The sequence below is a fragment of the Ensifer sp. SL37 genome, from assembly GCF_026672675.1.
Lineage (GTDB): Bacteria > Pseudomonadota > Alphaproteobacteria > Rhizobiales > Rhizobiaceae > Ensifer > Ensifer adhaerens.
Genome location: NZ_JAPPRN010000006.1, coordinates 1,914,423 through 1,934,751, shown reverse-complemented (window position 1 = coordinate 1,934,751; position 20,329 = coordinate 1,914,423). Strand labels below are relative to the sequence as shown.

At 64.7% G+C, this 20,329-nt stretch carries 19 protein-coding genes and 1 pseudogene; 12 read left to right on the top strand and 8 right to left on the bottom strand.

All coding sequences use genetic code 11. The features are described 5' to 3' along the window. Positions 1-42: 42 nt before the first annotated feature. The 8 genes from OVA00_RS21415 (at position 43) to mnhG (ending at position 9,322) form a co-directional block, all read left to right on the top strand. Positions 43-225 carry a DUF3008 family protein gene (locus OVA00_RS21415; RefSeq protein ID WP_112771888.1) on the top strand — a complete coding sequence of 61 codons (183 nt, stop codon included), beginning with the start codon at positions 43-45 and terminating at the stop codon, positions 223-225. A 136-nt stretch (positions 226-361) separates the two neighbouring features. Beyond that, positions 362-3,001, top strand: a complete 2,640-nt coding sequence (locus OVA00_RS21410) for a bifunctional diguanylate cyclase/phosphodiesterase (RefSeq protein WP_268090353.1) — start codon at positions 362-364, stop codon at positions 2,999-3,001. 284 nt (positions 3,002-3,285) lie between these two features. Continuing rightward, on the top strand, positions 3,286-6,231 hold the full coding sequence (locus OVA00_RS21405) for a monovalent cation/H+ antiporter subunit A (RefSeq protein WP_113505402.1): 2,946 nt from the start codon (positions 3,286-3,288) through the stop codon (positions 6,229-6,231). After that, entirely contained in the window at positions 6,231-6,578 is a 348-nt protein-coding gene (locus OVA00_RS21400) for a Na+/H+ antiporter subunit C (RefSeq protein ID WP_034787081.1), read from the top strand. Before OVA00_RS21405 ends, OVA00_RS21400 begins: the two co-directional genes overlap by 1 nt. Then, positions 6,571-8,187 (top strand): monovalent cation/H+ antiporter subunit D, encoded by a 1,617-nt coding sequence (locus tag OVA00_RS21395; RefSeq protein ID WP_090298015.1) that lies wholly within the window; start codon positions 6,571-6,573, stop codon positions 8,185-8,187. The genes OVA00_RS21400 and OVA00_RS21395 overlap by 8 nt, the downstream gene beginning before the upstream one ends. A 3-nt stretch (positions 8,188-8,190) precedes the next feature. After that, positions 8,191-8,676, top strand: coding sequence for a Na+/H+ antiporter subunit E (locus OVA00_RS21390; RefSeq protein WP_268089591.1), 486 nt, complete (start codon positions 8,191-8,193; stop codon positions 8,674-8,676). After that, complete coding sequence (locus OVA00_RS21385; protein WP_034787089.1) at positions 8,673-8,954, top strand: K+/H+ antiporter subunit F; 282 nt, start codon at positions 8,673-8,675, stop codon at positions 8,952-8,954. Before OVA00_RS21390 ends, OVA00_RS21385 begins: the two co-directional genes overlap by 4 nt. After that, positions 8,951-9,322 carry a monovalent cation/H(+) antiporter subunit G gene (mnhG, locus tag OVA00_RS21380; RefSeq protein ID WP_112771886.1) on the top strand — a complete coding sequence of 124 codons (372 nt, stop codon included), beginning with the start codon at positions 8,951-8,953 and terminating at the stop codon, positions 9,320-9,322. The genes OVA00_RS21385 and mnhG overlap by 4 nt, the downstream gene beginning before the upstream one ends. Positions 9,323-9,375: 53 nt before the next feature. Here the strand turns inward: mnhG and cobM are convergent, their stop codons facing one another. Together cobM and cbiE are read right to left on the bottom strand one after the other, a co-directional pair. Beyond that, positions 9,376-10,137, bottom strand: a complete 762-nt coding sequence (cobM, locus tag OVA00_RS21375) for a precorrin-4 C(11)-methyltransferase (protein ID WP_060517490.1) — start codon at positions 10,135-10,137, stop codon at positions 9,376-9,378. Positions 10,138-10,205: 68 nt separating this feature from the next. After that, entirely contained in the window at positions 10,206-11,447 is a 1,242-nt protein-coding gene (cbiE, locus tag OVA00_RS21370; protein WP_268089590.1) for a precorrin-6y C5,15-methyltransferase (decarboxylating) subunit CbiE, read from the bottom strand. On the opposite strand from cbiE, the gene OVA00_RS21365 reads away from it, so the two are divergent. Further along, positions 11,416-12,201, top strand: coding sequence for a cobalt-precorrin-6A reductase (locus tag OVA00_RS21365; protein WP_082566283.1), 786 nt, complete (start codon positions 11,416-11,418; stop codon positions 12,199-12,201). The two genes, cbiE and OVA00_RS21365, sit on opposite strands and share 32 nt — an antisense overlap. On the opposite strand, the gene OVA00_RS21360 is transcribed toward OVA00_RS21365, so the two are convergent. From OVA00_RS21360 to ung, 6 genes are all read right to left on the bottom strand, one after another. Further along, complete coding sequence (locus OVA00_RS21360) at positions 12,180-12,944, bottom strand: precorrin-3B C(17)-methyltransferase (RefSeq protein WP_060517485.1); 765 nt, start codon at positions 12,942-12,944, stop codon at positions 12,180-12,182. The two genes, OVA00_RS21365 and OVA00_RS21360, sit on opposite strands and share 22 nt — an antisense overlap. Continuing rightward, positions 12,941-13,678 (bottom strand): precorrin-2 C(20)-methyltransferase, encoded by a 738-nt coding sequence (locus OVA00_RS21355; RefSeq protein WP_034787112.1) that lies wholly within the window; start codon positions 13,676-13,678, stop codon positions 12,941-12,943. Before OVA00_RS21355 ends, OVA00_RS21360 begins: the two co-directional genes overlap by 4 nt. Beyond that, entirely contained in the window at positions 13,675-14,307 is a 633-nt protein-coding gene (locus OVA00_RS21350) for a precorrin-8X methylmutase (protein WP_060581247.1), read from the bottom strand. Before OVA00_RS21350 ends, OVA00_RS21355 begins: the two co-directional genes overlap by 4 nt. Before the next feature lie 2 nt (positions 14,308-14,309). After that, positions 14,310-15,677: a precorrin-3B synthase gene (cobG, locus tag OVA00_RS21345; RefSeq protein ID WP_268090352.1), complete on the bottom strand. Its 1,368-nt coding sequence runs from the start codon at positions 15,675-15,677 to the stop codon at positions 14,310-14,312. A 110-nt stretch (positions 15,678-15,787) separates the two neighbouring features. Beyond that, positions 15,788-16,558 carry a precorrin-6A synthase (deacetylating) gene (gene cobF / locus OVA00_RS21340; RefSeq protein WP_089044913.1) on the bottom strand — a complete coding sequence of 257 codons (771 nt, stop codon included), beginning with the start codon at positions 16,556-16,558 and terminating at the stop codon, positions 15,788-15,790. 97 nt (positions 16,559-16,655) lie between these two features. Then, positions 16,656-17,360 (bottom strand): uracil-DNA glycosylase, encoded by a 705-nt coding sequence (gene ung, locus OVA00_RS21335; RefSeq protein ID WP_034787127.1) that lies wholly within the window; start codon positions 17,358-17,360, stop codon positions 16,656-16,658. 235 nt (positions 17,361-17,595) lie between these two features. On the opposite strand from ung, the pseudogene modA reads away from it, so the two are divergent. The 3 genes and pseudogenes from modA to modC all read left to right on the top strand — a co-directional run bounded on the left by modA (position 17,596) and on the right by modC (position 20,325). Further along, positions 17,596-18,389 (top strand): annotated as a pseudogene (gene modA / locus OVA00_RS21330) (molybdate ABC transporter substrate-binding protein). A gap of 164 nt (positions 18,390-18,553) precedes the next feature. Then, positions 18,554-19,255, top strand: a complete 702-nt coding sequence (gene modB / locus OVA00_RS21325) for a molybdate ABC transporter permease subunit (protein WP_034787131.1) — start codon at positions 18,554-18,556, stop codon at positions 19,253-19,255. Further along, positions 19,252-20,325, top strand: a complete 1,074-nt coding sequence (gene modC / locus OVA00_RS21320; RefSeq protein ID WP_060581243.1) for a molybdenum ABC transporter ATP-binding protein — start codon at positions 19,252-19,254, stop codon at positions 20,323-20,325. The genes modB and modC overlap by 4 nt, the downstream gene beginning before the upstream one ends. Positions 20,326-20,329: the final 4 nt, after the last annotated feature.

The following is a 20,329-nucleotide window of genomic DNA, read 5'->3' as shown; positions in this document are numbered from 1 at the left end:
GCCTCGCGTTGGCCAGGGCAACCAACCGAAAGGCGATGTGCCATGCCAGCCCAGTCGAAAGCCCAACAGCGTGCAGCCGGCGCTGCCCTTGCCGCCAAGCGCGGCGACGTCAAGAAATCCAGCCTCAAGGGCGCCTCGCGCGAAATGGAAAAATCCATGAGCGAAGGTGAACTCGAAGACCTTGCAGAAACCAAGCACAAGAAGCTTGCCCGAGCACAAAGGTGACTGAGACGCGAAGGAATAAAAGCGGAACCTAAAACAAGGTTTATTAAGACCCTTTTGGGATTATCCGGCTCAAGACATAGCCATTCGCGTGCCGCCGGGGTGTTTCGTGCCTGCCAGACATGCTTTCAACCTCGGGATGAAGAGGCTCGCCAGGGTTTTGACGCCGAGCTATCTTCCGGCGATCATTGCCGCCTTCGTGGTTCTGGTCGCTGGCATCCTTGCGGACAACCAGAACCAGGTGGTCGACGAGGCGCGCCAGCGCGCGCGCGTCGCCGAGGAACTCAATCCCATCCGCTCCAAGCTCGAGGCCAACGTCAACGGCAACATCCAGCTCGTGCGCGGGCTGATCGGCACGCTGGTCACCGAGCCGGCAATGGATCAGCAGCGCTTCGCCGCGCTGTCGCGCAGCGTCTTCACCGAGCGCTCGCAATTGCGCAGCATCGCGGCTGCGCCCAATCTGATCGTCTCGCTCGTCTACCCGCTCGAACAAAATCGCCGCGCACTCGGCCTCGACTACCGCCGGAACGAAGCGCAGCGCGCCGCCGTCATGCGCGTAAAGGACACCGGCCAAATGGTGCTTGCCGGGCCTGTCGATCTCGTCCAGGGCGGCAAAGGGCTGATCGGCCGCTTCCCCGTATCGATCGACGCCGGCGGCGGCAGCAACCGCTTCTGGGGCATCGTCTCGGCCATCATCGACGTGGACCGGCTCTATCGCGACAGCGGCCTTTCTTCCGATGAACTCGGCATAGACGTCGCCATTGCCGGTCAGGACGGCACAGGCGCGCAAGGTCCGGTCTTTTACGGCGACGCCAATATTTTCCGTGGCTCGCCGGTCGAGATGACCGTGCTCCTACCCGGCGGTTCCTGGCATATCGCAGCCGTTCCGAAGGGCGGTTGGCCGACGACGGCGGGCAACGCCTGGCTCATCCGCGGCCTCATCGTCATCGGCGGACTGATGATCATCCTGCCGATGGTGTTGACCGGGCGCCTCTTGAGCGAGCGGCAAGGCAACATTCGTGCGCTCAGATACAGCAAGGTGCAGCTCCAGGAACTGTCCCATCGGCTGAAGATCGCGCTCGACTCCTCCCAGATCGGCATCTGGGAACTCGACATCGCCAGCAAGAAGCTGCTCTGGGACGAGCGGACCAAGGAACTCTATGGGCAAAAGACGTCGTTGCGTCAGGCCTATGACGACTGGAAGGACGCGCTGCACCCGGACGACCTCGACCGCGCCGAGCGGGAGTTTGCCGAGGCGCTGGAATCCGGGCTCGCCTACAATTCCGACTTCCGCGTTCGCCTGCCCGACGGCAGCACGCGCCACATCCGGGCCAACGGCTCCTTCTATATCGGCGCCGACGGCCACAGGAAGATCGTCGGGGTCAACTGGGACGTGACCGCCGACTTCGAGACCCGCGAAACGCTTTTCGAAGCCAAGCGCACGGCCGAGGCGCACAGCGTCGAACTCGAAGCGGCGCGCCATCGCATGGAGTTCAACGCGCTGCACGATCCGCTGACCGGCCTGCCAAACCGGCGTTTCCTCGACCAGGTCCTGGCCGATCGCGACCGGCATTTCGCGCGGGAGGCGAAACTCAGCATCTTCCACATGGACCTCGACCGCTTCAAGCAGATCAACGATACGCTCGGCCACGCGGCGGGTGACGAGATCCTGCGGCATGCCGCCGAGCTTCTGCGCGGCAATGCCGACGAAAAGGACTTCGTCGCCCGCATCGGCGGCGACGAATTCGTGCTCGTCCGCCAGGATGGAGGCATCGAGCCGGATGCCCGGCTGGCGTCACGCATCATCGAGGCGATGAGCGTGCCCGTCCGCTACAAGGACCAGGAGTGCCGCATCGGCGTCAGCATCGGCATCGCCGCCCAAAGCCAGACGAGCGAAGAGCTGTCGCACGTGCTCGTCAACGCCGACATCGCGCTCTATGAAGCCAAGCGCCGCGGCCGCAACCGCCACGAGATCTTTACCGGCGAACTGAAGACGGCCGTCTTCAAGACCAAGCAGACGGCCGACGAGATCCTGCGCGGGCTCGAACACAACGAATTCATCGCGCATTTCCAGCCGCAGTTCTGCCCGCGCTCGCTCGACATCATCGGCGTCGAGGCGCTGGCGCGCTGGGACCATCCCACCAAGGGCCTGCTCGGCCCGCACACGTTCCTGAAGACGGCCGAAGACATCAACGTCGTGGCCGCGATCGACCAGGCGATCCTGGAGCAGGCGCTGTTCCAGATCTATCGCTGGGAAGCAAGCGGCATTCGTATCCCCAAAGTCTCTGTCAATCTCTCCTATGCCCGGCTTCACGACGAAAATCTGATCGAGCGCCTGGAACAGTTGCAGATCCCGGCCGGCCGCCTGTCGTTTGAACTGTTGGAGTCGATCTCCTTCGACGAAAGCGACATGACGGTCCTGTCGAACATCCGCCGGATCAAGGAACTCGGCATCGCCATCGAGATCGACGATTTCGGCACCGGCTATGCATCCATCGTCAGCCTGTTGAAGCTGACGCCGCGGCGCTTGAAGATCGACCGCCAGCTCGTCCTGCCGATCCTCAAATCCCCAGCCGAAAAGCGTCTGGTCGAGTCCATCATCGACATCGGTACGTCGCTCGGCATCGAAGTGATCGCCGAAGGCGTCGAGACCCTCGAACACGCGGCCATCCTGAAGGAACTCGGCTGCCATGGGCTGCAAGGTTATGCTTTCGCGCGGCCCATGAGCGCCAACGACCTTGCGACCTTCGCCTTCGAGCGTCGGTGGCTGGCAGCCTGAGAGGCTTCGGCCACAGCTAAAAAGCGCAGGTGCGTGCATTTTTCGCAGGCTTGAGGCTTGGCAGCCCTGCCGCGAATCGCCATAAAAACAATTGCCTGCCTCCACATTCTTGGGAATGGCGGCATCACCTGCGGCAGTCGCTGATGCGACCGCCCTTTCGGGCCTCTAGAGTGTCCCGCTTCAAGTGGAACCACTGAAAGCGGAAAAGATGCTCTAGAATCAAAATCCTGGTGCGTCCCTTGTGCATTCTTTTGGAAAGCACGGCGCTCGGGTGCCCGCTCTCCATGAACCCGAACGAAGGGAACGGTACGATCGAATACGCGGGAAAATTGCTTTCTGTCTTCATTCTCGCCCCATTTGTGGGAAGCCTCCTTGCAATCTTCTTTCCGCCCGATCAGCGCGGTGCGACAGCCTGGTTTGCAGGAGCGATCGCGCTCCTTTGTTTCCTCGTCGCCGCCGGCCTCTATCCCTTCGTCACCTCGGGCGGCGTCCTGCGCTATGACATCGCCTGGCTGCCGGAACTCGGCCTCAACTTCACGCTTCGGATGGACGGCTTCGCCTGGCTCTTCACGGTTCTGGTAACCGCGATCGGCGTGCTCGTGGTGCTTTACGCCCGCTACTATATGGCCGCGGAAGACCCGGTGCCGCGCTTCCTGTCGCTTTTCCTCGCCTTCATGGGCTCGATGCTCGGCGTCGTGCTTTCAGGCAATCTCATCCTGCTCGCCGTCTTCTGGGAACTGACGAGCATCGTCTCCTTCCTTTTGATCGGCTACTGGCACCACAATGCCCACGCCCGTGACGGCGCCCGCATGGCGCTGACCGTAACCGGCACAGGCGGCCTCTGCATGCTCGTCGGCCTTCTGCTGATGGGTCGCATCGTCGGCAGCTACGATCTCGACGTGGTGCTCGCCTCCGGCGACCTCATCCGCAACTCGCCGCTCTACATGCCGGTACTGATCCTGGTGCTGCTCGGGGCGCTGACGAAGAGCGCGCAGTTCCCGTTCCATTTCTGGCTGCCGCACGCCATGTCGGCGCCGACGCCGGTTTCGGCCTATTTGCATTCGGCAACCATGGTGAAGGCCGGCGTCTTCCTCTTGGCGCGCCTCTGGCCGGTCATGGCCGGCACCGAGGCCTGGTTCTGGATCGTTGGCCTTGCCGGTCTTTCGACGCTGCTGCTCGGCGCTTATTTCGCCATCTTCCAGCAGGACCTCAAGGGCCTGCTCGCCTATTCCACCATCAGCCATCTCGGCCTGATCACCGTGCTCCTGAGCCTCGGCAGCCCGCTGGCCGCGGTCGCCGCGGTCTTCCACATCGTCAACCACGCGACCTTCAAGGCGTCGCTGTTCATGGCGGCCGGCATCATCGACCACGAGACCGGAACGCGCGACATGCGCAAGCTCGGAGGGCTGATCAGGTACATGCCTGGAACGGCGGTGCTCGCCATGGTCGCGAGCGCGGCCATGGCTGGCGTACCACTCTTGAACGGCTTCATCTCGAAGGAAATGTTCTTCGCCGAAGCGATCGAAACGCACCAGGCCAACATTCTCGATACGATGACGCCCTATGTCGCGACGCTCGCCGGCATGTTTGCCGTTACCTATTCGCTGCGCTTCATCCACAGCGTCTTCTTCGGCAAGACGCCGGAGGACCTGCCCAAGGTGCCACACGAGCCGCCGCGCTGGATGCGTGTGCCGATCGAGTTCCTGGTGCTCGCCTGCCTCGTCGTCGGCATCATTCCGGCGATCACCATCGGCCCGTTCCTGCACACGGCTGTCGTCTCCATTCTCGGCGCCAACACGCCCTATTACAGCCTTTCCGTCTGGCACGGCTGGAACCTGCCGCTGATCATGAGCTTCGTCGCTCTTGCCGGCGGCATCGGTCTCTACTTCCTCATGCGCAACTACCTCGCCACCAGCGTCGAGGGGCCACCGATCTTCCGCCTGCTGCACGGCCAGCGCATCTTCGAGCGCGTGCTGGTAACGCTCTCCTGGAAATGGGCGCGTTCGCTGGAGCAGCGCCTCGGCACGCGGCGGCTGCAGCCGCAGATGCGCTTCCTCGTCTTCATCGCGATCGCCGCCGGCGCGCTGCCGCTGCTTCTCAGTCATTTCGAGCTGCCGCCGCTTCTCGTGCGCAGCATCGATCCGGCCTTTGCCCTCCTCTGGGCGGTCGGCATCGCCTGTGCGATCGGTGCTGCGATCCTGGCGAAGTTCCACCGGCTGGCGGCACTCGTGCTGCTCGGCGGCGCCGGGCTCACCACCTGCCTCACCTTCGTCTGGCTTTCGGCGCCGGATCTGGCGGTAACACAGCTCCTCGTCGAGATCGTCACGACGGTGCTGATCCTGCTCGGCCTGCGATGGCTGCCGAAGCGCATCGAGGACACCGAGGAAACCGAGCTCTTGTCGCTGAAGGTCCGCTTCCGGCGCCTGCGTGACTTCCTGCTGGCGGTCGTCGCCGGCGGCGGCGTGGCGCTGATCGCCTATACGATCATGACCCGGCCCATGCCTGACACGATCGCGAGCTACTTCCTCGAGCGCGCCTACAAGGAGGGCGGCGGCACCAATGTCGTCAACGTCATCCTCGTCGACTTCCGCGGCTTCGACACGCTCGGCGAGATCGCGGTGCTGGCGATCGTCGCGCTTACCGTCTTCGCCCTGCTGCTGCGCTTCCGCCCGCAGGCCGACAGCCTGGAGGCTCCGGAACAGCAGCGCGTCCAGAACGCCTTCGACGACGATCACCCGGATCGCAACAAGGGTGACAGCGTGGCTGAATACCTGTTCGTGCCATCGGTGATCATGCGCTGGATGTTCCCGGTCATCGGCATGCTCGCAGCCTACCTCTTCCTGCGCGGCCATGACCTGCCGGGCGGCGGCTTTGCTGCCGGCATCGCCATGTCGATCGGCTTCATCCTGCAATACATGTCCGGCGGAACCCGCTGGGTCGAGGAGCGGCTGCGCATCCATCCGCTGCGCTGGATGAGCATCGGGCTTCTGGTGGCCGCTGCGACCGGCATCGGCTCCTGGCTCTTCGGCTATCCGTTCCTGACGTCGCATTCGCAATACGTGACGCTGCCAATCATCGGCAAGTTTCCGCTGGCGAGCGCCTTGTTCTTCGATCTCGGCGTCTTCTCGCTGGTGCTCGGCGCAACCGTGCTGATCCTCATCGCGCTCGCCCACCAGTCGATCCGCGCGCCGCGTGCCCATGCACGCGCCATGCGAAAGGAGGCACGCTGATGGAGATCATTCTCTCTGCCGCCATCGGCGTGCTTACGGCATCCGGCGTCTACCTGCTTTTGCGCCCGCGCACCTACCAGGTGATCATCGGCCTCTCGCTGCTCTCCTATGCGGTCAATCTCTTCATCTTCGGCATGGGGCGCCTTCGCGTGAACGCGCCGCCGGTGCTGGAGCCAGGTGGTGTCGGCGATCTCAGCCGCTTCACCGATCCGGTGCCGCAGGCCCTGGTGCTGACAGCGATCGTCATCGGCTTTGCCATGACCGCGCTCTTCCTCGTCGTGCTGCTCGCCTCGCGCGGCTTCACCGGCACCGACCACGTCGACGGCAGGGAGCAGCGCCATGACTAACTGGATGCACCACCTGCTGATCCTGCCGATCCTGCTGCCGCTGATGGTCGGCGCCGCGATGATCCCGATCGACGAGCGCAACCGCTCGCTCAAGGGTGTGCTGAGCTTCGTCTCGACGCTCGCGCTCTTCATCCTCTCGATCGTGCTGATGCGGATAGCCTCGATGGATGGGGCGCCCGCAGGCAACGGCGTCTATCAGCTCGGCAACTGGCCCGCCCCCTTCGGCATCGTGCTGGTGCTCGACCGCCTTTCGGCACTGATGCTGTGCCTGACGAGCGGACTGGCGCTTGCCGCCCAGGCCTATTCGATCGCGCGCTGGCACACCGCGGGCCATCATTTCCATTCGCTGTTCCAGCTCTTGATCGCCGGCCTCAACGGGTCGTTCCTGACCGGTGACCTTTTCAACCTCTTCGTCTTCTTCGAGATCATGCTGGCGGCGTCCTACGGGCTGTTGCTGCACGGCTCCGGGCCGCTGCGCGTCAAGGCCGGCCTGCACTATGTCGCGATCAACCTCGCCGCCTCCTCGCTCTTCCTGATCGGCGTCAGCCTGATCTATGGCGCGACCGGCACGCTCAACATGGCTGATCTCTCCATGAAGCTGGCGACGCTCTCGCCGGAGGATCGCCAGATGGTCGAGGTCGGTGCCGGCGTGCTCGGCGTCGCCTTCCTGGTGAAGGCCGGCATGTGGCCCTTGAGCTTCTGGCTGCCGACGGCCTATGCAGCCGCGACGCCGCCGGTCGCCGCCGTCTTTGCGATCCTCACCAAGGTCGGCATCTATGTCATCCTCAGGCTGTCGCTGCTGGTCTTCGGCGCGAGTGCCGGCGCGTCTGCCGGTTTCGGCCAGCCGATCCTGCTTGCCGGCGGCCTGCTGACGATCGCCTTCGGCGCCATCGGCGTGCTCGCATCGCAGGCAATGGGCCGCCTCGCCGCCTATTCGGTGCTGGTCTCCTCCGGCACCCTGCTCGCCGCCATCGGCCTCGGCCACCCAAGCATGATCGCCGGTGCGCTATTTTACCTCGTCAGCTCGACACTGACGATCGCCGCCTTCTTCCTGCTGATCGAACTGGTCGAGCGCGGACGTGACGCCGGCGCCGACGTTCTTGCGGTGACGATGGAAGCCTACGGCGACGCCGACGAGGACGAGGAGGAAGAAGAAGTCGGCTCGGCGATCCCCGGCACGATGGCGATCCTCGGCCTCTGCTTCTGCCTTTGCGCCCTCTTGCTTGCCGGCCTGCCGCCGCTCTCCGGCTTCGTCGCCAAGTTCGCGATCCTCGGCGGTCTCTTCGGCCTGTCGGGAGCGGAAGCCGCCCCGGCGGTCTCCGCCGCCGACTGGACCTATGTCACGCTGCTGATCGTTTCCGGTCTCGCCGCGATGATCGCTATGAACCGCGTCGGCATCCGCACCTTCTGGGCGTCGATCGAAAACACCGTGCCGCGCGTCGTGGTCATCGAGATCACCCCCGTCGTCGTGTTGCTCGCTGCCTGCATCTTCTTAAGCGTGCAGGCCGGGCCGGCGATGCGCTACATGCAGGCAACAGCGGATTCGCTCTTCGATCCTGCGGGTTATACGGAGCGGGTGCTCTCAGCGCCGCGGGCGGGAGGGCAGTAGGCGATGCGCACCTGGCTCCCCTATCCCCTGCTCTCCGTCGGGCTGCTCATCATCTGGCTCCTGCTCAATCAGTCGGTTGCGCCCGGCACCTTCCTGATGGGGACGGTACTGGCAACCGGTCTTGGCTGGGTGACGCTGAAGCTTGGCCTCGTGCGCTCGCACCCGCGCCGGGTTCTGTTGATCGTGCGCTTCGGCTTTGCCGTCGCCGTCGACGTGGTCCGCTCGAACATCGCCGTCATCGCCGTCATCCTGCGTGGCCAGCGCCGACCGCCGAACTCGGGCTTCCTGACCATCGATCTCGATCTGGAAGACGAAAACGCCCTGGCGCTGCTTGCCTGTGTCATGACAGCGACGCCGGGAACGGCCTGGCTCGAATACGATCGCGGCCGCAAGTCCTTGCTCTTCCACGTGCTCGACATGGAGAACGAGGACATCTGGCTCGATACGGTCAAGCGCTATGAGACCGCCCTGAAGGAGATATTCGGATGATGGAACTTTCAATCATCTGGTCGATCCTGATTGCCCAGATCATGCTCGGCCTGGCGATGGCTTTTGCCTTCTATCGCATGGTGAGGGGGCCGCGCGCCCAGGACCGCATCCTCGGCCTCGACACGCTCTATATCAACGCCATGCTGATGCTCTTGACCTTCGGCATCCGCACGGCCAACTCGCTCTATTTCGAGTCCGCCCTGATCGTGGCTTTGATCGGCTTCGTCTCGTCGATCGCCTTCGGCAAGTTCCTGATGCGCGGGGAGATCATCGAATGAGCCACCTCACCGACCTTCCCGTCTGGGCCGCCGTTCTCATCTGCGGGCTCACCGTGCTCGGCGCCGCAGTGGCGCTGATCGGCTCCGTCGGCCTGCTCCGGTTCACCAGCTTCTACGAGCGCCTGCACGCCCCGACGCTGGCGACCAGCGGCGGCGTACTGATGATCTGCACCGCCTCTATCATCTGCTTCGCCGTGCTGCAGAGCCGCTGGGTATTCCACGAAATCCTGATCATCGTCTTCGTCGTCGCCACCACGCCGGTGACGCTGATGCTGCTTGGACAGGCAGCGCTCTACCGCGACCGCGTCGAGGAAAAGCGCGGCGTCCCGCTCAAGCAGCGGCCGCCGCGCGAAGAACCGGCAGAATAGGTTTCAAAACCCTCTCAGCGGGAAACTTAGGCCGCCCCCCGAGGGAGTGCGGCCTATTCGCCGCGCCCTCTGAAGCGCCGCTGATAGGCGGGATCATAGAGCGAGCTTTCACGGAAATCGGAGGCTTCGAGCCCCGGACCGACGAAGATCAGTGCCGTACGCTCGATCGGCTCTTCCGCCACCTTGGCGGCGATGTCACCGAGCGTGCCGCGCACCACGCGTTCGTCCGGCCAGGAGGCCTTGACGACGATGGCGACCGGGCAGTCGGCACCGTAGAGCGGCGTCAGTTCCTCGACCACCTGCTGAAGCGCATGGATCGCAAGGTGGATTGCCAGCGTCGATCCCGTAGCGCCGAAAGCGGAAAGCGTTTCTGAGTTCGGCATCGGCGAGGCGCGGCCCGAAACGCGGGTCAGCACCAGGCTCTGGGCCACGGCCGGAATGGTCAGTTCGCGACCGAGCGCTGAAGCCGCCGCCGCAAAGGAAGGAACGCCCGGCGTCATCGTATAGGCAATGCCATGCTTCTCGAGCCGGCGGATCTGTTCGGCCACAGCACTCCAGACCGAGAGGTCGCCCGAATGAAGCCGCGCCACGTCGAGCCCTTCGGCTTCGGCCTTCACATACTCCGCCTCGATCTCGTCGAGCGACATAGGTGCCGTATCGACAATGCGGGCGCCCGGCGGGCAATATTGCAGCAGCTCCGGCGAGACGATCGAGCCGGCGTAGAGGCAGACCGGGCAGCGCCCGATCAGGTCGCGACCGCGCACCGTGATCAGGTCTGCGGCTCCCGGGCCGGCGCCGATGAAATGTACCGTCATAGGTTACTCTTTCTTTTTCTTACGCAGTTCCGGACGCAAAACCGCGTCACACTTTCGCTGGAACTGCTTTAGCCCTTCGTCCACGACCATTGGGTGACCGGCATGGCCGGCTTCCAGCCGGTCATGCCACCGATGGGTCCTGCACGCGCGATATCGATGCGGATCAGCGAACCGCCGAGCCGCGCGTGATGATCGAGCAGCACCGCTTCCATGTCCGTCGTCACCGCGTTGGCAACCAGCCGTCCGCCTGACTTGAGCGCCTCGATCGCTGCTTCCATGACGCCGTCTTCGCTGCCGCCGCCGCCGATGAAGACCGCGTCCGGTTGTGGCAGGCCGGCAAGCGCCGCCGGCGCCTCGCCTTCGACAACCGTCAGCCCGGGCACGCCGAACATCGTCGCGTTGCGGCTGATGCGCGCTGCCCGCTCCGGCTCCACCTCGATGGTGATCGCCTGCATGGTCGGATCGGCGAGCATCCATTCGATGCCGATCGAGCCGGAGCCGCCGCCGATGTCCCATAGCAGTTCGCCCTTGCGCGGTGCGAGTGCCGACAGCGTCAGCGCCCGGACCTCGCGCTTGGTGATCTGCCCGTCATGTTCGAACAGCGCATCGTCGCGGCCGGAGGCAAGCGGCAGGATGCGCGCGCCCTCGTCGGCCGCCACCTCAATGGCGCAGACGTTCAAAGGATGCACGAGGCCGAGCATGAAGCGCGCGGCGATCTGCGTCGTCACCCGTTCGCCGGCGCCGCCAAGCGCCTCGAGAACCGTCAGCCGCGACTGACCGAAGCCGCTCGAAACCAAGAGCTCGGCAAGGTCCCTGGGGCCGGCGCCATCGGAGGTCAGCGTCAGCACCTTGGCGCCCGGATGAAGATGCGGCCGGACGAGATCCAGCGGCCGCCCATGGACGGAGACGAGCGTCGCATCCTGCAGCGCCCAGCCGAGGCGCGAGGCGGCAAGACTGATCGACGACGGCGCCGGAAGCGTGCGTATTTCGGCCGAGGCGATGCGGCGCGCCAGCGTCACGCCGACGCCGAAGAAGAACGGGTCGCCCGAGGCAAGCACCACCACCGGGCTGCCGCGACGTGCGACGATCTCGACGACCGAGCGTTCGAGGGGGCTTAGCCAATTGTGCGCTTCGCCGGTGATGAGGGAGGCGGCGAGCTCCAGATGACGATGGCCGCCGTAGACGACCGGCGCTTCGCCGATCAGCCGCTTGGCCTCGTCGCCGAGACCCGCTACACCATCCTCACCGATACCGATGACGGTCAGCCAGGGGGAGACGATGGCGGGTTCGCTGTTCGACACGTCAGCCATGGAAAAACCTCGTATTCTGATTTTGGGTGGCACCACCGAGGCACGCGAACTCGCGCGCCGCTTGGCCGAAGATGTCCGCTACGACACCGCCATCTCGCTGGCCGGCCGCACCGCGGACCCGCGGCCGCAGCCGGTCAAGACGCGCATCGGCGGCTTTGGCGGCGCCGATGGGCTGGCGCATTTCCTGCATGACGAAAACATCGCGCTGCTGGTCGATGCGACGCACCCCTTTGCCGCACGCATTTCGCACAACGCCGCGGACGCAGCGCAAAGAACCGGCGTTGCGCTTATCGCCCTCCGCCGACCGGAATGGGTGCCCCTGCCTGGCGACCGCTGGACTGCTGTCGATAGCGTTGTCGAGGCCGTCAGCGCGCTCGGTGATCGGCGACGCCGCGTCTTCCTGGCGATAGGTCGACAGGAAGCTTTCCACTTCGAGGTCGCGCCGCAGCACAGCTACGTCATCCGCAGCGTCGATCCGGTGACGCCGCCGCTTAATCTGCCCGACCAGGAGGCGATCCTGGCGACCGGTCCCTTTGCGGAAGCCGATGAAGCCGCGTTGCTCAGGAGCCGGCAGATCGATGTGATCGTCGCCAAGAACAGCGGCGGCAGCGCCACCTACGGCAAGATTGCCGCAGCGCGCCGGCTCGGCATCGAGGTGATCATGGTCGAGCGGCGCAAGCCCGCGGACGTGCCGACGGTCGGCAGTTGCGACGAGGCACTCAACCGCATCGCTCACTGGCTCGCCCCTGCATAGAAGCGCGGCGTGTAGACGAGATCGGGTTGGCCGTCGCGCTCGACGATTCGCGTCTCCGGCGAGCCGATGATGACGCATGTCGCCATGTCGGCGCGGTTGGCATCGGCCTCGCCGAGCGGCATCACCGCGATCCGTTCGTCCGGCCGCCCGGCCGCACGGCCGAAGATGACCGGAACCGTTGCCGGCAGAACGCTGCGCAGAAGCTCGAAGGCCTCACCGAGCTGCCAGGGCCGCGCCTTGCTGATCGGATTGTAGAGGGCAATGACGAAGCCCGCTTCCGCCGCCAGCCTGAGGCGCCGGGTGATGACTTCCCAGGGCTTCAGATTGTCGGAAAGCGAGATCGCACAGAAATCATGACCGAGCGGCGCGCCGATGCGGGCGGCAACGGCGAGCATCGCGGTCACGCCGGGCGTGATCACCAGTTCAACCGACTTCCATTCCGCTGGTCCCTTGTCGATCGCCTCGCAGACGGCGGCCGCCATGGCAAAGACACCGGGATCGCCACCGGAGACCATGCAGACCTTCACGCCTGCCGCAGCCCGCGTCAGCGCGACCTGTGCCCGATCGAGCTCCTCGCGGTTGTCCGAGGCGACACGGATCTGATCCGGTCTGAGGTTCAGCCGGTCGAGATAGGGAAAGTAGCCGTAAAACTCCTGAGCGGCCGCAACGGCTTCCGCCGTTTCCGGCGTCATCTGCTTGGCGCTGCCCGGTCCGGTACCGACGACATAGAGCGTACCGGTCATGGTCGGTCCTTCCAGCCGGGAACGAGCACCAGCGAGAAATAGGGCGCCTCGTCGTCGGCCTTTTCCGCAAGAGCCGTCATCGCCGCGTTCTTCATCGTGCCGCGTTCGACATAGACGGCCTGGTCGAGACGGCCGGAGGCAGCGAGCGCCCGACGGATCTTCGGCAAATTGCGCCCGACCTTCATGATCACGGCGGCTTCGGTATCCGCAAGCCTGCGGCCGAGCTCGGCCTCGGCCATGGTGCCCGGAAGCACCGAGAGCACGTCGTCGCCCTGCACCAGCGGCAGGCCGGCAAGCGACCAACAGCCGGACATGGCGGTAATGCCGGGGATCACCTCGACCGGGAAACGATTGGCGAGCCGCACATGCAGATGCATGTAGGAACCATAGAACAGCGGGTCGCCTTCACTGAGCACGGCGACCGTGCGCCCGGCGGCAAGATGCGCCGCTACCGCTTCGGCCGACGCATTGTAGAAGTCGGTGATCTGGGTCTTGTAGGCGCCATCGTCCTTGTCGATTTCGGTCGTCACCGGATAGTACAGCGGCAGCTCGACAAGATCGGGCTTCAGCAGACCCTCGACCACCGCGCGGCCGTTACCGCTTCGCCCGGCCTTGGCGAAATAGGCAAGCACATCGGCTTGCCCGAGCGCCTTCACCGCCTTGACCGTCAAAAGTTCCGGATCACCGGGGCCGGTCCCAACACCGATCAGGCGCCCCACGCCGACGCCGCTCACAGGCCCGGCCTCGCGAGCGAGTTAAGCGCTGCCGCCGTCATGGCACTCCCGCCGAGGCGGCCGCGCACGATGGCGAAGGGAACGCCATAGGAGTTCTCGGCCAGCGCATCCTTCGATTCCGCCGCACCGACGAAACCGACGGGCATGCCGAGGATTGCCGCCGGCTTCGGCGCGCCGTCGCGCAGCATTTCCAAGAGGAAGAACAGCGCCGTCGGCGCGTTGCCGATCGCGACCACCGAACCGGCCAGCCGCTCGCTCCAGAGCTTCAGGGCTGCGGCGGAGCGGGTGTTGCCGATCTCGGCCGCAAGTGCGGGCGTGCGAGGATCGCGCAGCGTGCAGATCACCTCGTTACCGGCCGGCAGACGGGCGCGGGTGACACCGTGCGCAACCATCTCGGCATCGCAGAGGATCGGCGCACCGGCTTTCAGCGCCGCACGGGCCGAGCTTACGAAATCGGGAGAAAACACGAACTGCCTGGTCGCCTCGACGGAACCGCAGGCGTGCACCATGCGCACAGCCAGATCCGCTTCCTCCTCGGAGAAGCGCGACAGATCGGCCTCGGCGCGGATGATGGCGAAGGAACGCTCGTAGATGGCGTTGCCATCGCGAATGTAATCATACTCAGGCATGTCTATCCCTGTTCGAACGCTGCCGAGACGCGCGCAGCTCCGAGCCGTGTAAGACAGGACTGCGCCGATTCGCCAGCGTCTTTGTTTTGCCGCACCAGCCGGCCGAGCCGGGCAAGGGCGGATCCCATTCCATTCTCATCGGTGTAGGCGCTTGGCAAGCCATTGGCAGCCCCATTTACGACAAGCCCGTATCCTGATGGCGCACCGACAAGCGTCAGTTCGGACGGCTTCGGCCGGGCGCAACCCTTGGCGCAGCCGGAGAGATGCACGGTGAGCGACCCGTCGAGCAATTCCGGCGCCGTCTCGACGAGGCGCTCGGCCATGCCCTTGGTTTCCATCCACGCCGAGGCGCAACCCTTGCTGCCGGCGCAGGTGGCGATCGCATTGCGCGGATCCTGCTCGGCAATGCGAAAACCGTGTGACGCTGCCAGGCTCTGCGCCACAGCCGCGGTCTCGGGGCAAAGGCCGAGGACGAAGAAGGCGTGCCCGGGCGCAAGCCGGATCGCATTGGCGCCAAGCGCCTGGACCTGATGCAGGTAGGATGCCAGCGCGGCGGCCTCCACCTGAGCAAAGGCCAGACCGAGGCCGAGAACGGTGTCGGCGTTACCCAGCGCATGAATGCCGGGTATTGCGGCCGAACGCGGAGCGGCCGGGCGTTCGGACGATGTCTCACAGCGACAGAGCGCGCGGATTTCCGACGGGTCCAGATCGCGCCCGCGCACCGTCGTGCCCCGGATCGCCAGTTTCTCGAGAATGGTGACCAGGGCCGGCACGACCGCGTTGCCGGCCAACGTCCCGACGATCGATGCCTTCGTTGACGTGCCGCCAAGCGACAGCACCCAGGCCACCCCCACGACAGTCGAAACCGCCTGAAGGCGAATGTCGGCGACGACAGCGCCGAGACCAAACCGGCCACCGCTATCGATGACGACGGATAATTTGGGTGCAAGCTTCAACGGCACCTGGCGCGCACCCAACGCTTCACGAAGCTCGGTGGCAATCGGCCGCGGATCGGCGATCTCGTCCGGGTCGATGCCGGCCAGGGGCGGCACCTCGATCGCGAGCCCCTCGGCAATGGCGATCTCCGCATCGCCGATCGCCTGCGCCAGCATTGGCACCGAAGCCGCACTCAGGCCGCGAAGCTGCAGGTTTCCGCGCGCGGTAATCTCGATGATGCCATTGCCGAAGCGCTCGGCAGCCGTGGCAAGGGCAATGACCTTCGGTAGCGTCAGACTGTCATCCGTTGGCCTCAGCCTGACGAGCAGGCCGTCGCCGGTCTGCATCGGCTCTGCCAAGGACGGGCAGGCGCCGCGGCGCATCGAAGCGACGGTGCCGGTTTCTCCGGTCAATGGAAGGGCGCAGCTGGTCATCAAATCCGTCATCACTTGAGGCTCTCCTCCCTGAAGAAGCCTCTTAAGACGCTATAACACAGCCGCAAACCTTGAGTGAGATCAAACACGACGCAGATCGGCCCTCCCCGTCACTCGTCGAAGTCGGCGCCCTTGCGCAGGAGATAGATGTCCATGATCCATCCCATCTTCGCGCGCGCCGCCGCCCGCGTTTCAAGGATCCGGTCCTTCACCTCAGCCACGCGGCCGGAAATGACGATCTCATCCGGCGTGCCGAGATAGGCGCCCCAATAGATCTCCGCCTCCGGGTCCTCGACCCGCTGAAACGCCTGTTCGCCATCGAGCATGACGACCGAGGTCTGGCTCTTCTCGGGAAAGCTTTCGTGCAGCCGACGCCCCGTGGTGATCTCCACCGGCTTGCCGACGAGGTTCAGCGGAATGCGGTGGCTGGCGCAAAGCGCCTGCAGACTGGTGATCCCGGGAATGACGTCGTAGGCGAAGGCGACCTCACCGCGTGCCCTGACCCGCTCGACGATGCGAATGGTGCTGTCATAGAGCATCGGGTCGCCCCAGACGAGAAACGCGCCAGTTCCCTCTTCGCCCAACTCCTTCGACAGAAGCGCTTCGTAAATCCCAGCGATCTGGGCGTGCCAGTCATCGACGCTGCCGTCATAGCTGACGCCTTCGGTGCGCCGCACGGGCACCGCGAACTCGACGGTGCGACTGTCCTTGCGCGTGACGTAGCGGGCGCAGATGTCGCGGCGCACTTCGGCAAGCTCGGTCTTCTTCGCTCCCTTGGTCGGGATAAAGAGCACGTCGGCGCGGTTCAGCGCGTTGATCGCCTGCACGGTCATGTGTTCGGGATTGCCCGAACCGATGCCGATGATCAGAATTTTGCGCATGCCCGCCTCCGCCATTTCGTTCGGGCGTCTTAGGCGGATCGCCGCCGCCAAGGCAAGGCCTCGGGGCGACGACAAAGCCGTCATTCGCGCCAAGCCTTCAGTTGATGTCCGCAGCCGGATTTTCCGGCAGCCGCCAGTCGATCGGATCGAAGCCTTTGCCTTCAAGGAAGGCATTGGCCTGGGAAAAATGCCGGCAGCCGAGAAAGCCGGAATGGGCCGAGAGCGGCGACGGATGCGGTGCTCTCAGGACAAGATGGCGCGAGCGGTCGACGAAGGCCGCCTTCTTCTGCGCATAGGAGCCCCAGAGCATGAAGACGACGGGATGCTCGGCCTCGTTGACCGCACGGATGATCGCATCCGTGAACTTTTCCCAACCGTGACCCTGGTGTGATGCCGCGTTGCCGCGCTCTACCGTCAGCACGCTGTTGAGGAGCAGCACACCTTGCTTCGCCCAGCTTTCGAGAAAGCCGTGTCGCGCCGGCGGAATGCCGAGATCTGTATTCAGCTCCTTGTAGATATTGACGAGCGAGGGCGGCGTCCGGACACCGGGGCGAACGCTGAAGCAGAGCCCATGCGCCTGGCCGTCACCGTGATAGGGATCCTGGCCGAGAATGACCACGCGCACCTTGTCGAGCGGCGTCAGGTCGAGCGCGCGAAAATACTCAGGCCCGCGAGGGAAAATCTGCCGGCCCTCGTTCTTCTGGGCCACGAGGAACTGCTTGAGGTCAGCCATGTAGGCGCTGGCGAATTCCGGTGCCAACGCTTCCTTCCAGCTTTCTTCAAGCTTCACTGCCGTTTCCATTGCACGTCCGCTCCATGTCAGGGCATCGAGGCCGCAATTTAGGCCGCCCGGACATCATCGCAAGCCCAATCGCGCCCGCCGCAGGAATGCTGCACCGGTTTTGCCGGGCGGCCACAACCACACGGGTATTACGCTAGCCCTTTTGAGGAGCATTGTATTTCAACAGATACAACGGTAATCAGGAGGCGATATCGTTGTATCCTAAGAGATATCACGCATCGTTGGAGGGAAATCGATGATCAAGAGAAGAGACTGGCTGAAGGGACTGGTGCTGGCGCTCGGCCTCGCCTGGGCCGGCGCAAGTGTTCTGCCGGCGTCCGCACAGGCGGAAGAGAAGGTGACGGTCTTTGCGGCTGCGAGCCTGAAGAACGCGCTCGATGCGATCAATGCCGAGTGGCAGAAGGAAAGTGGCAAGGAAACGACCGTTTCCTACGCGGCCAGCTCGGCACTGGCCAAGCAGGTGGAACAGGGCGCGCCCGCCGACGTCTTCATCTCTGCCGACCTCGCCTGGATGGACTACCTCGCCGAAAAGAAGCTGATCAAGGACGACACCCGCGCAAACCTGCTCGGCAACCGCATCGTGCTCGTCTCCGGCAAGCAGGACGCTGCCCCGGTCGAAATCAATCAGGGCTTCGATCTCGCAGCCATTCTCGGTGACGGTCGCCTTGCCATGGGTGCCGTCGATTCCGTTCCGGCCGGCAAGTACGGCAAGGCTGCGCTCGAAAAGCTCGACGCCTGGAAGGCCGTAGAGGCCAAGGTCGCCGGCGCTGAAAGCGTGCGTGCCGCCCTCCTGCTCGTTTCGCGCGGCGAAGCGCCGTACGGCATCGTCTACCAGACCGATGCCGCGGCAGACCCGGGCGTCAAGGTCGTCGGCACCTTCCCGGAAGACAGCCATCCGCCGATCATCTACCCGATCGCGATCACGGCCGAGAGCAAGAGCCCTGATGCGGTACCGCCTACATCGACTTCGTCAAGTCGGCAAAGGCTGCTGAACTCTTTGAAAAGCAGGGCTTCACAGTCCTGAAGTAGCCGGCTGAAATAGGCGCTAGTGCCGTCTGTCCAGAGGCAGGCGAAGCATCTAACGTCATGTTCGCGTCGCCCGCGCCCAAACGCGGACGACGCGAACATTTGTCAGAGGCAATAGGGGGCAGACAGCCGCGTCCCACAAGCCTCGTATCGGGGAGCGATATCCATTGGACTGGCTTGCAGTGAGCGATGCGGAATGGACGGCGATCCTCTTGAGCCTGCGTGTCGCAACCGTCGCAATGATCTGCAGCCTGCCCTTCGCACTCGTGGTCGCCATGCTGCTTGCCCGCGGGCGCTTCTGGGGCAAGACACTGCTGAACGGCCTCGTTCATCTGCCGCTGATCCTGCCGCCTGTCGTCACCGGCTTCCTGCTGCTCCTGCTTTTCGGCCGCCGCGGCCCGCTCGGCGCCTTTTTCGCCGATTATTTTGGCCTCGTCTTTTCCTTCCGCTGGACCGGTGCCGCCCTTGCCTGCGCCGTCATGGCCTTCCCGTTGATGGTGCGCAGCATCCGCCTGTCGATCGAGGCGGTCGACCGCAAGCTCGAGGACGCAGCGACCACGCTCGGCGCGAGCCCCCTCTGGGTCTTTGCCACCGTCACGCTGCCGCTGATCATTCCCGGCATCATCGCCGGCATGATCATCGCCTTTGCCAAGGCGATGGGCGAGTTCGGCGCCACGATCACCTTCGTCTCCAACATTCCCGGCGAGACGCAGACGCTTTCGGCCGCCATCTACACCTTCACCCAGGTGCCCGGTGGCGATGCCGGCGCCATGCGGCTGACAATCATTTCCGTCATCATTTCCATGGCCGCGCTGATCCTCTCGGAACTGCTGGCGACATTTGCCGCGCGCCGGGTGGCAGCCCAATGAGCCTTACCGTCGAAGCTCATCATCAACTCGGAAATTTTGCGCTCGACGCCGCCTTCACCTCGGATGGAGGCGTGACCGCACTGTTCGGCCGCTCCGGCTCCGGCAAGACCTCGCTCATCAACATCATCGCCGGGCTTCTGAAGCCCGAAAGCGGACGTGTCCTGCTCGATGGCGACGTTATCGCCGACAGCGAGAGGAGAATCTTCACGCCGGTGCATCGCCGGCGCTTCGGCTATGTCTTCCAGGAGGCGCGGCTGTTTCCGCATTTGAGTGTACGCCGCAACCTCGCCTATGGCCGCTGGTTCGCCGGCAAGAGCGGCACCGGCAATGAGTTTATCCGCATCGTCGACATGCTCGGCATCGGCCATCTGCTCGATCGGAGCCCGTCGGCTTTATCCGGCGGCGAGCGCCAGCGCGTCGCGATCGGACGGGCGTTGCTCGCGGCACCGCGGCTGCTGCTGATGGACGAACCGCTCGCCGCCCTCGACGAGGCGCGCAAGGCGGAGATCCTGCCCTATCTCGAACGGCTGCGCGACGATGCGCGCATCCCGATCGTCTATGTCAGCCATTCCGTCAGCGAAGTCGCCCGGTTGGCCCGGCGCGTGGTCGTGCTCGAAAGCGGTCGGGTCACCGCATCGGGCGCGGCCGCCGAGGTGTTGAGCGCGCCCGCCGCAACGCTTGCCACCGGCAGGCGCGAGGCCGGTGTCCTGCTGGAGGGCGAAGTCGAGGGAACCGATCCGGTGCACGAACTGACGACCGTCCGGGTCGGACGGGAACGGCTGCGCATCGCCGGTGTCAGCGCGACGGCCGGCGTCAGGCTTCGCCTGCACATAGCCGCCCGCGACGTCATGCTGGCGACCTCAAGGCCAGTGGAAATCAGTGCGCTCAATGTGCTCGAAGGGCGCATTCTGACGCTGACATCGGAGGAGGATGGCAGCGTCGATGTCCGGGTGACTTGCGGCGATGCGACGATTGCCGCCCGCATCACCCGCTTTTCCTGCGACGCGCTGCAGCTTGTTCCCGGCAAGACCGTCTATGCCGTCATCAAGTCGGTCGCGATCGATCACTAAAGCC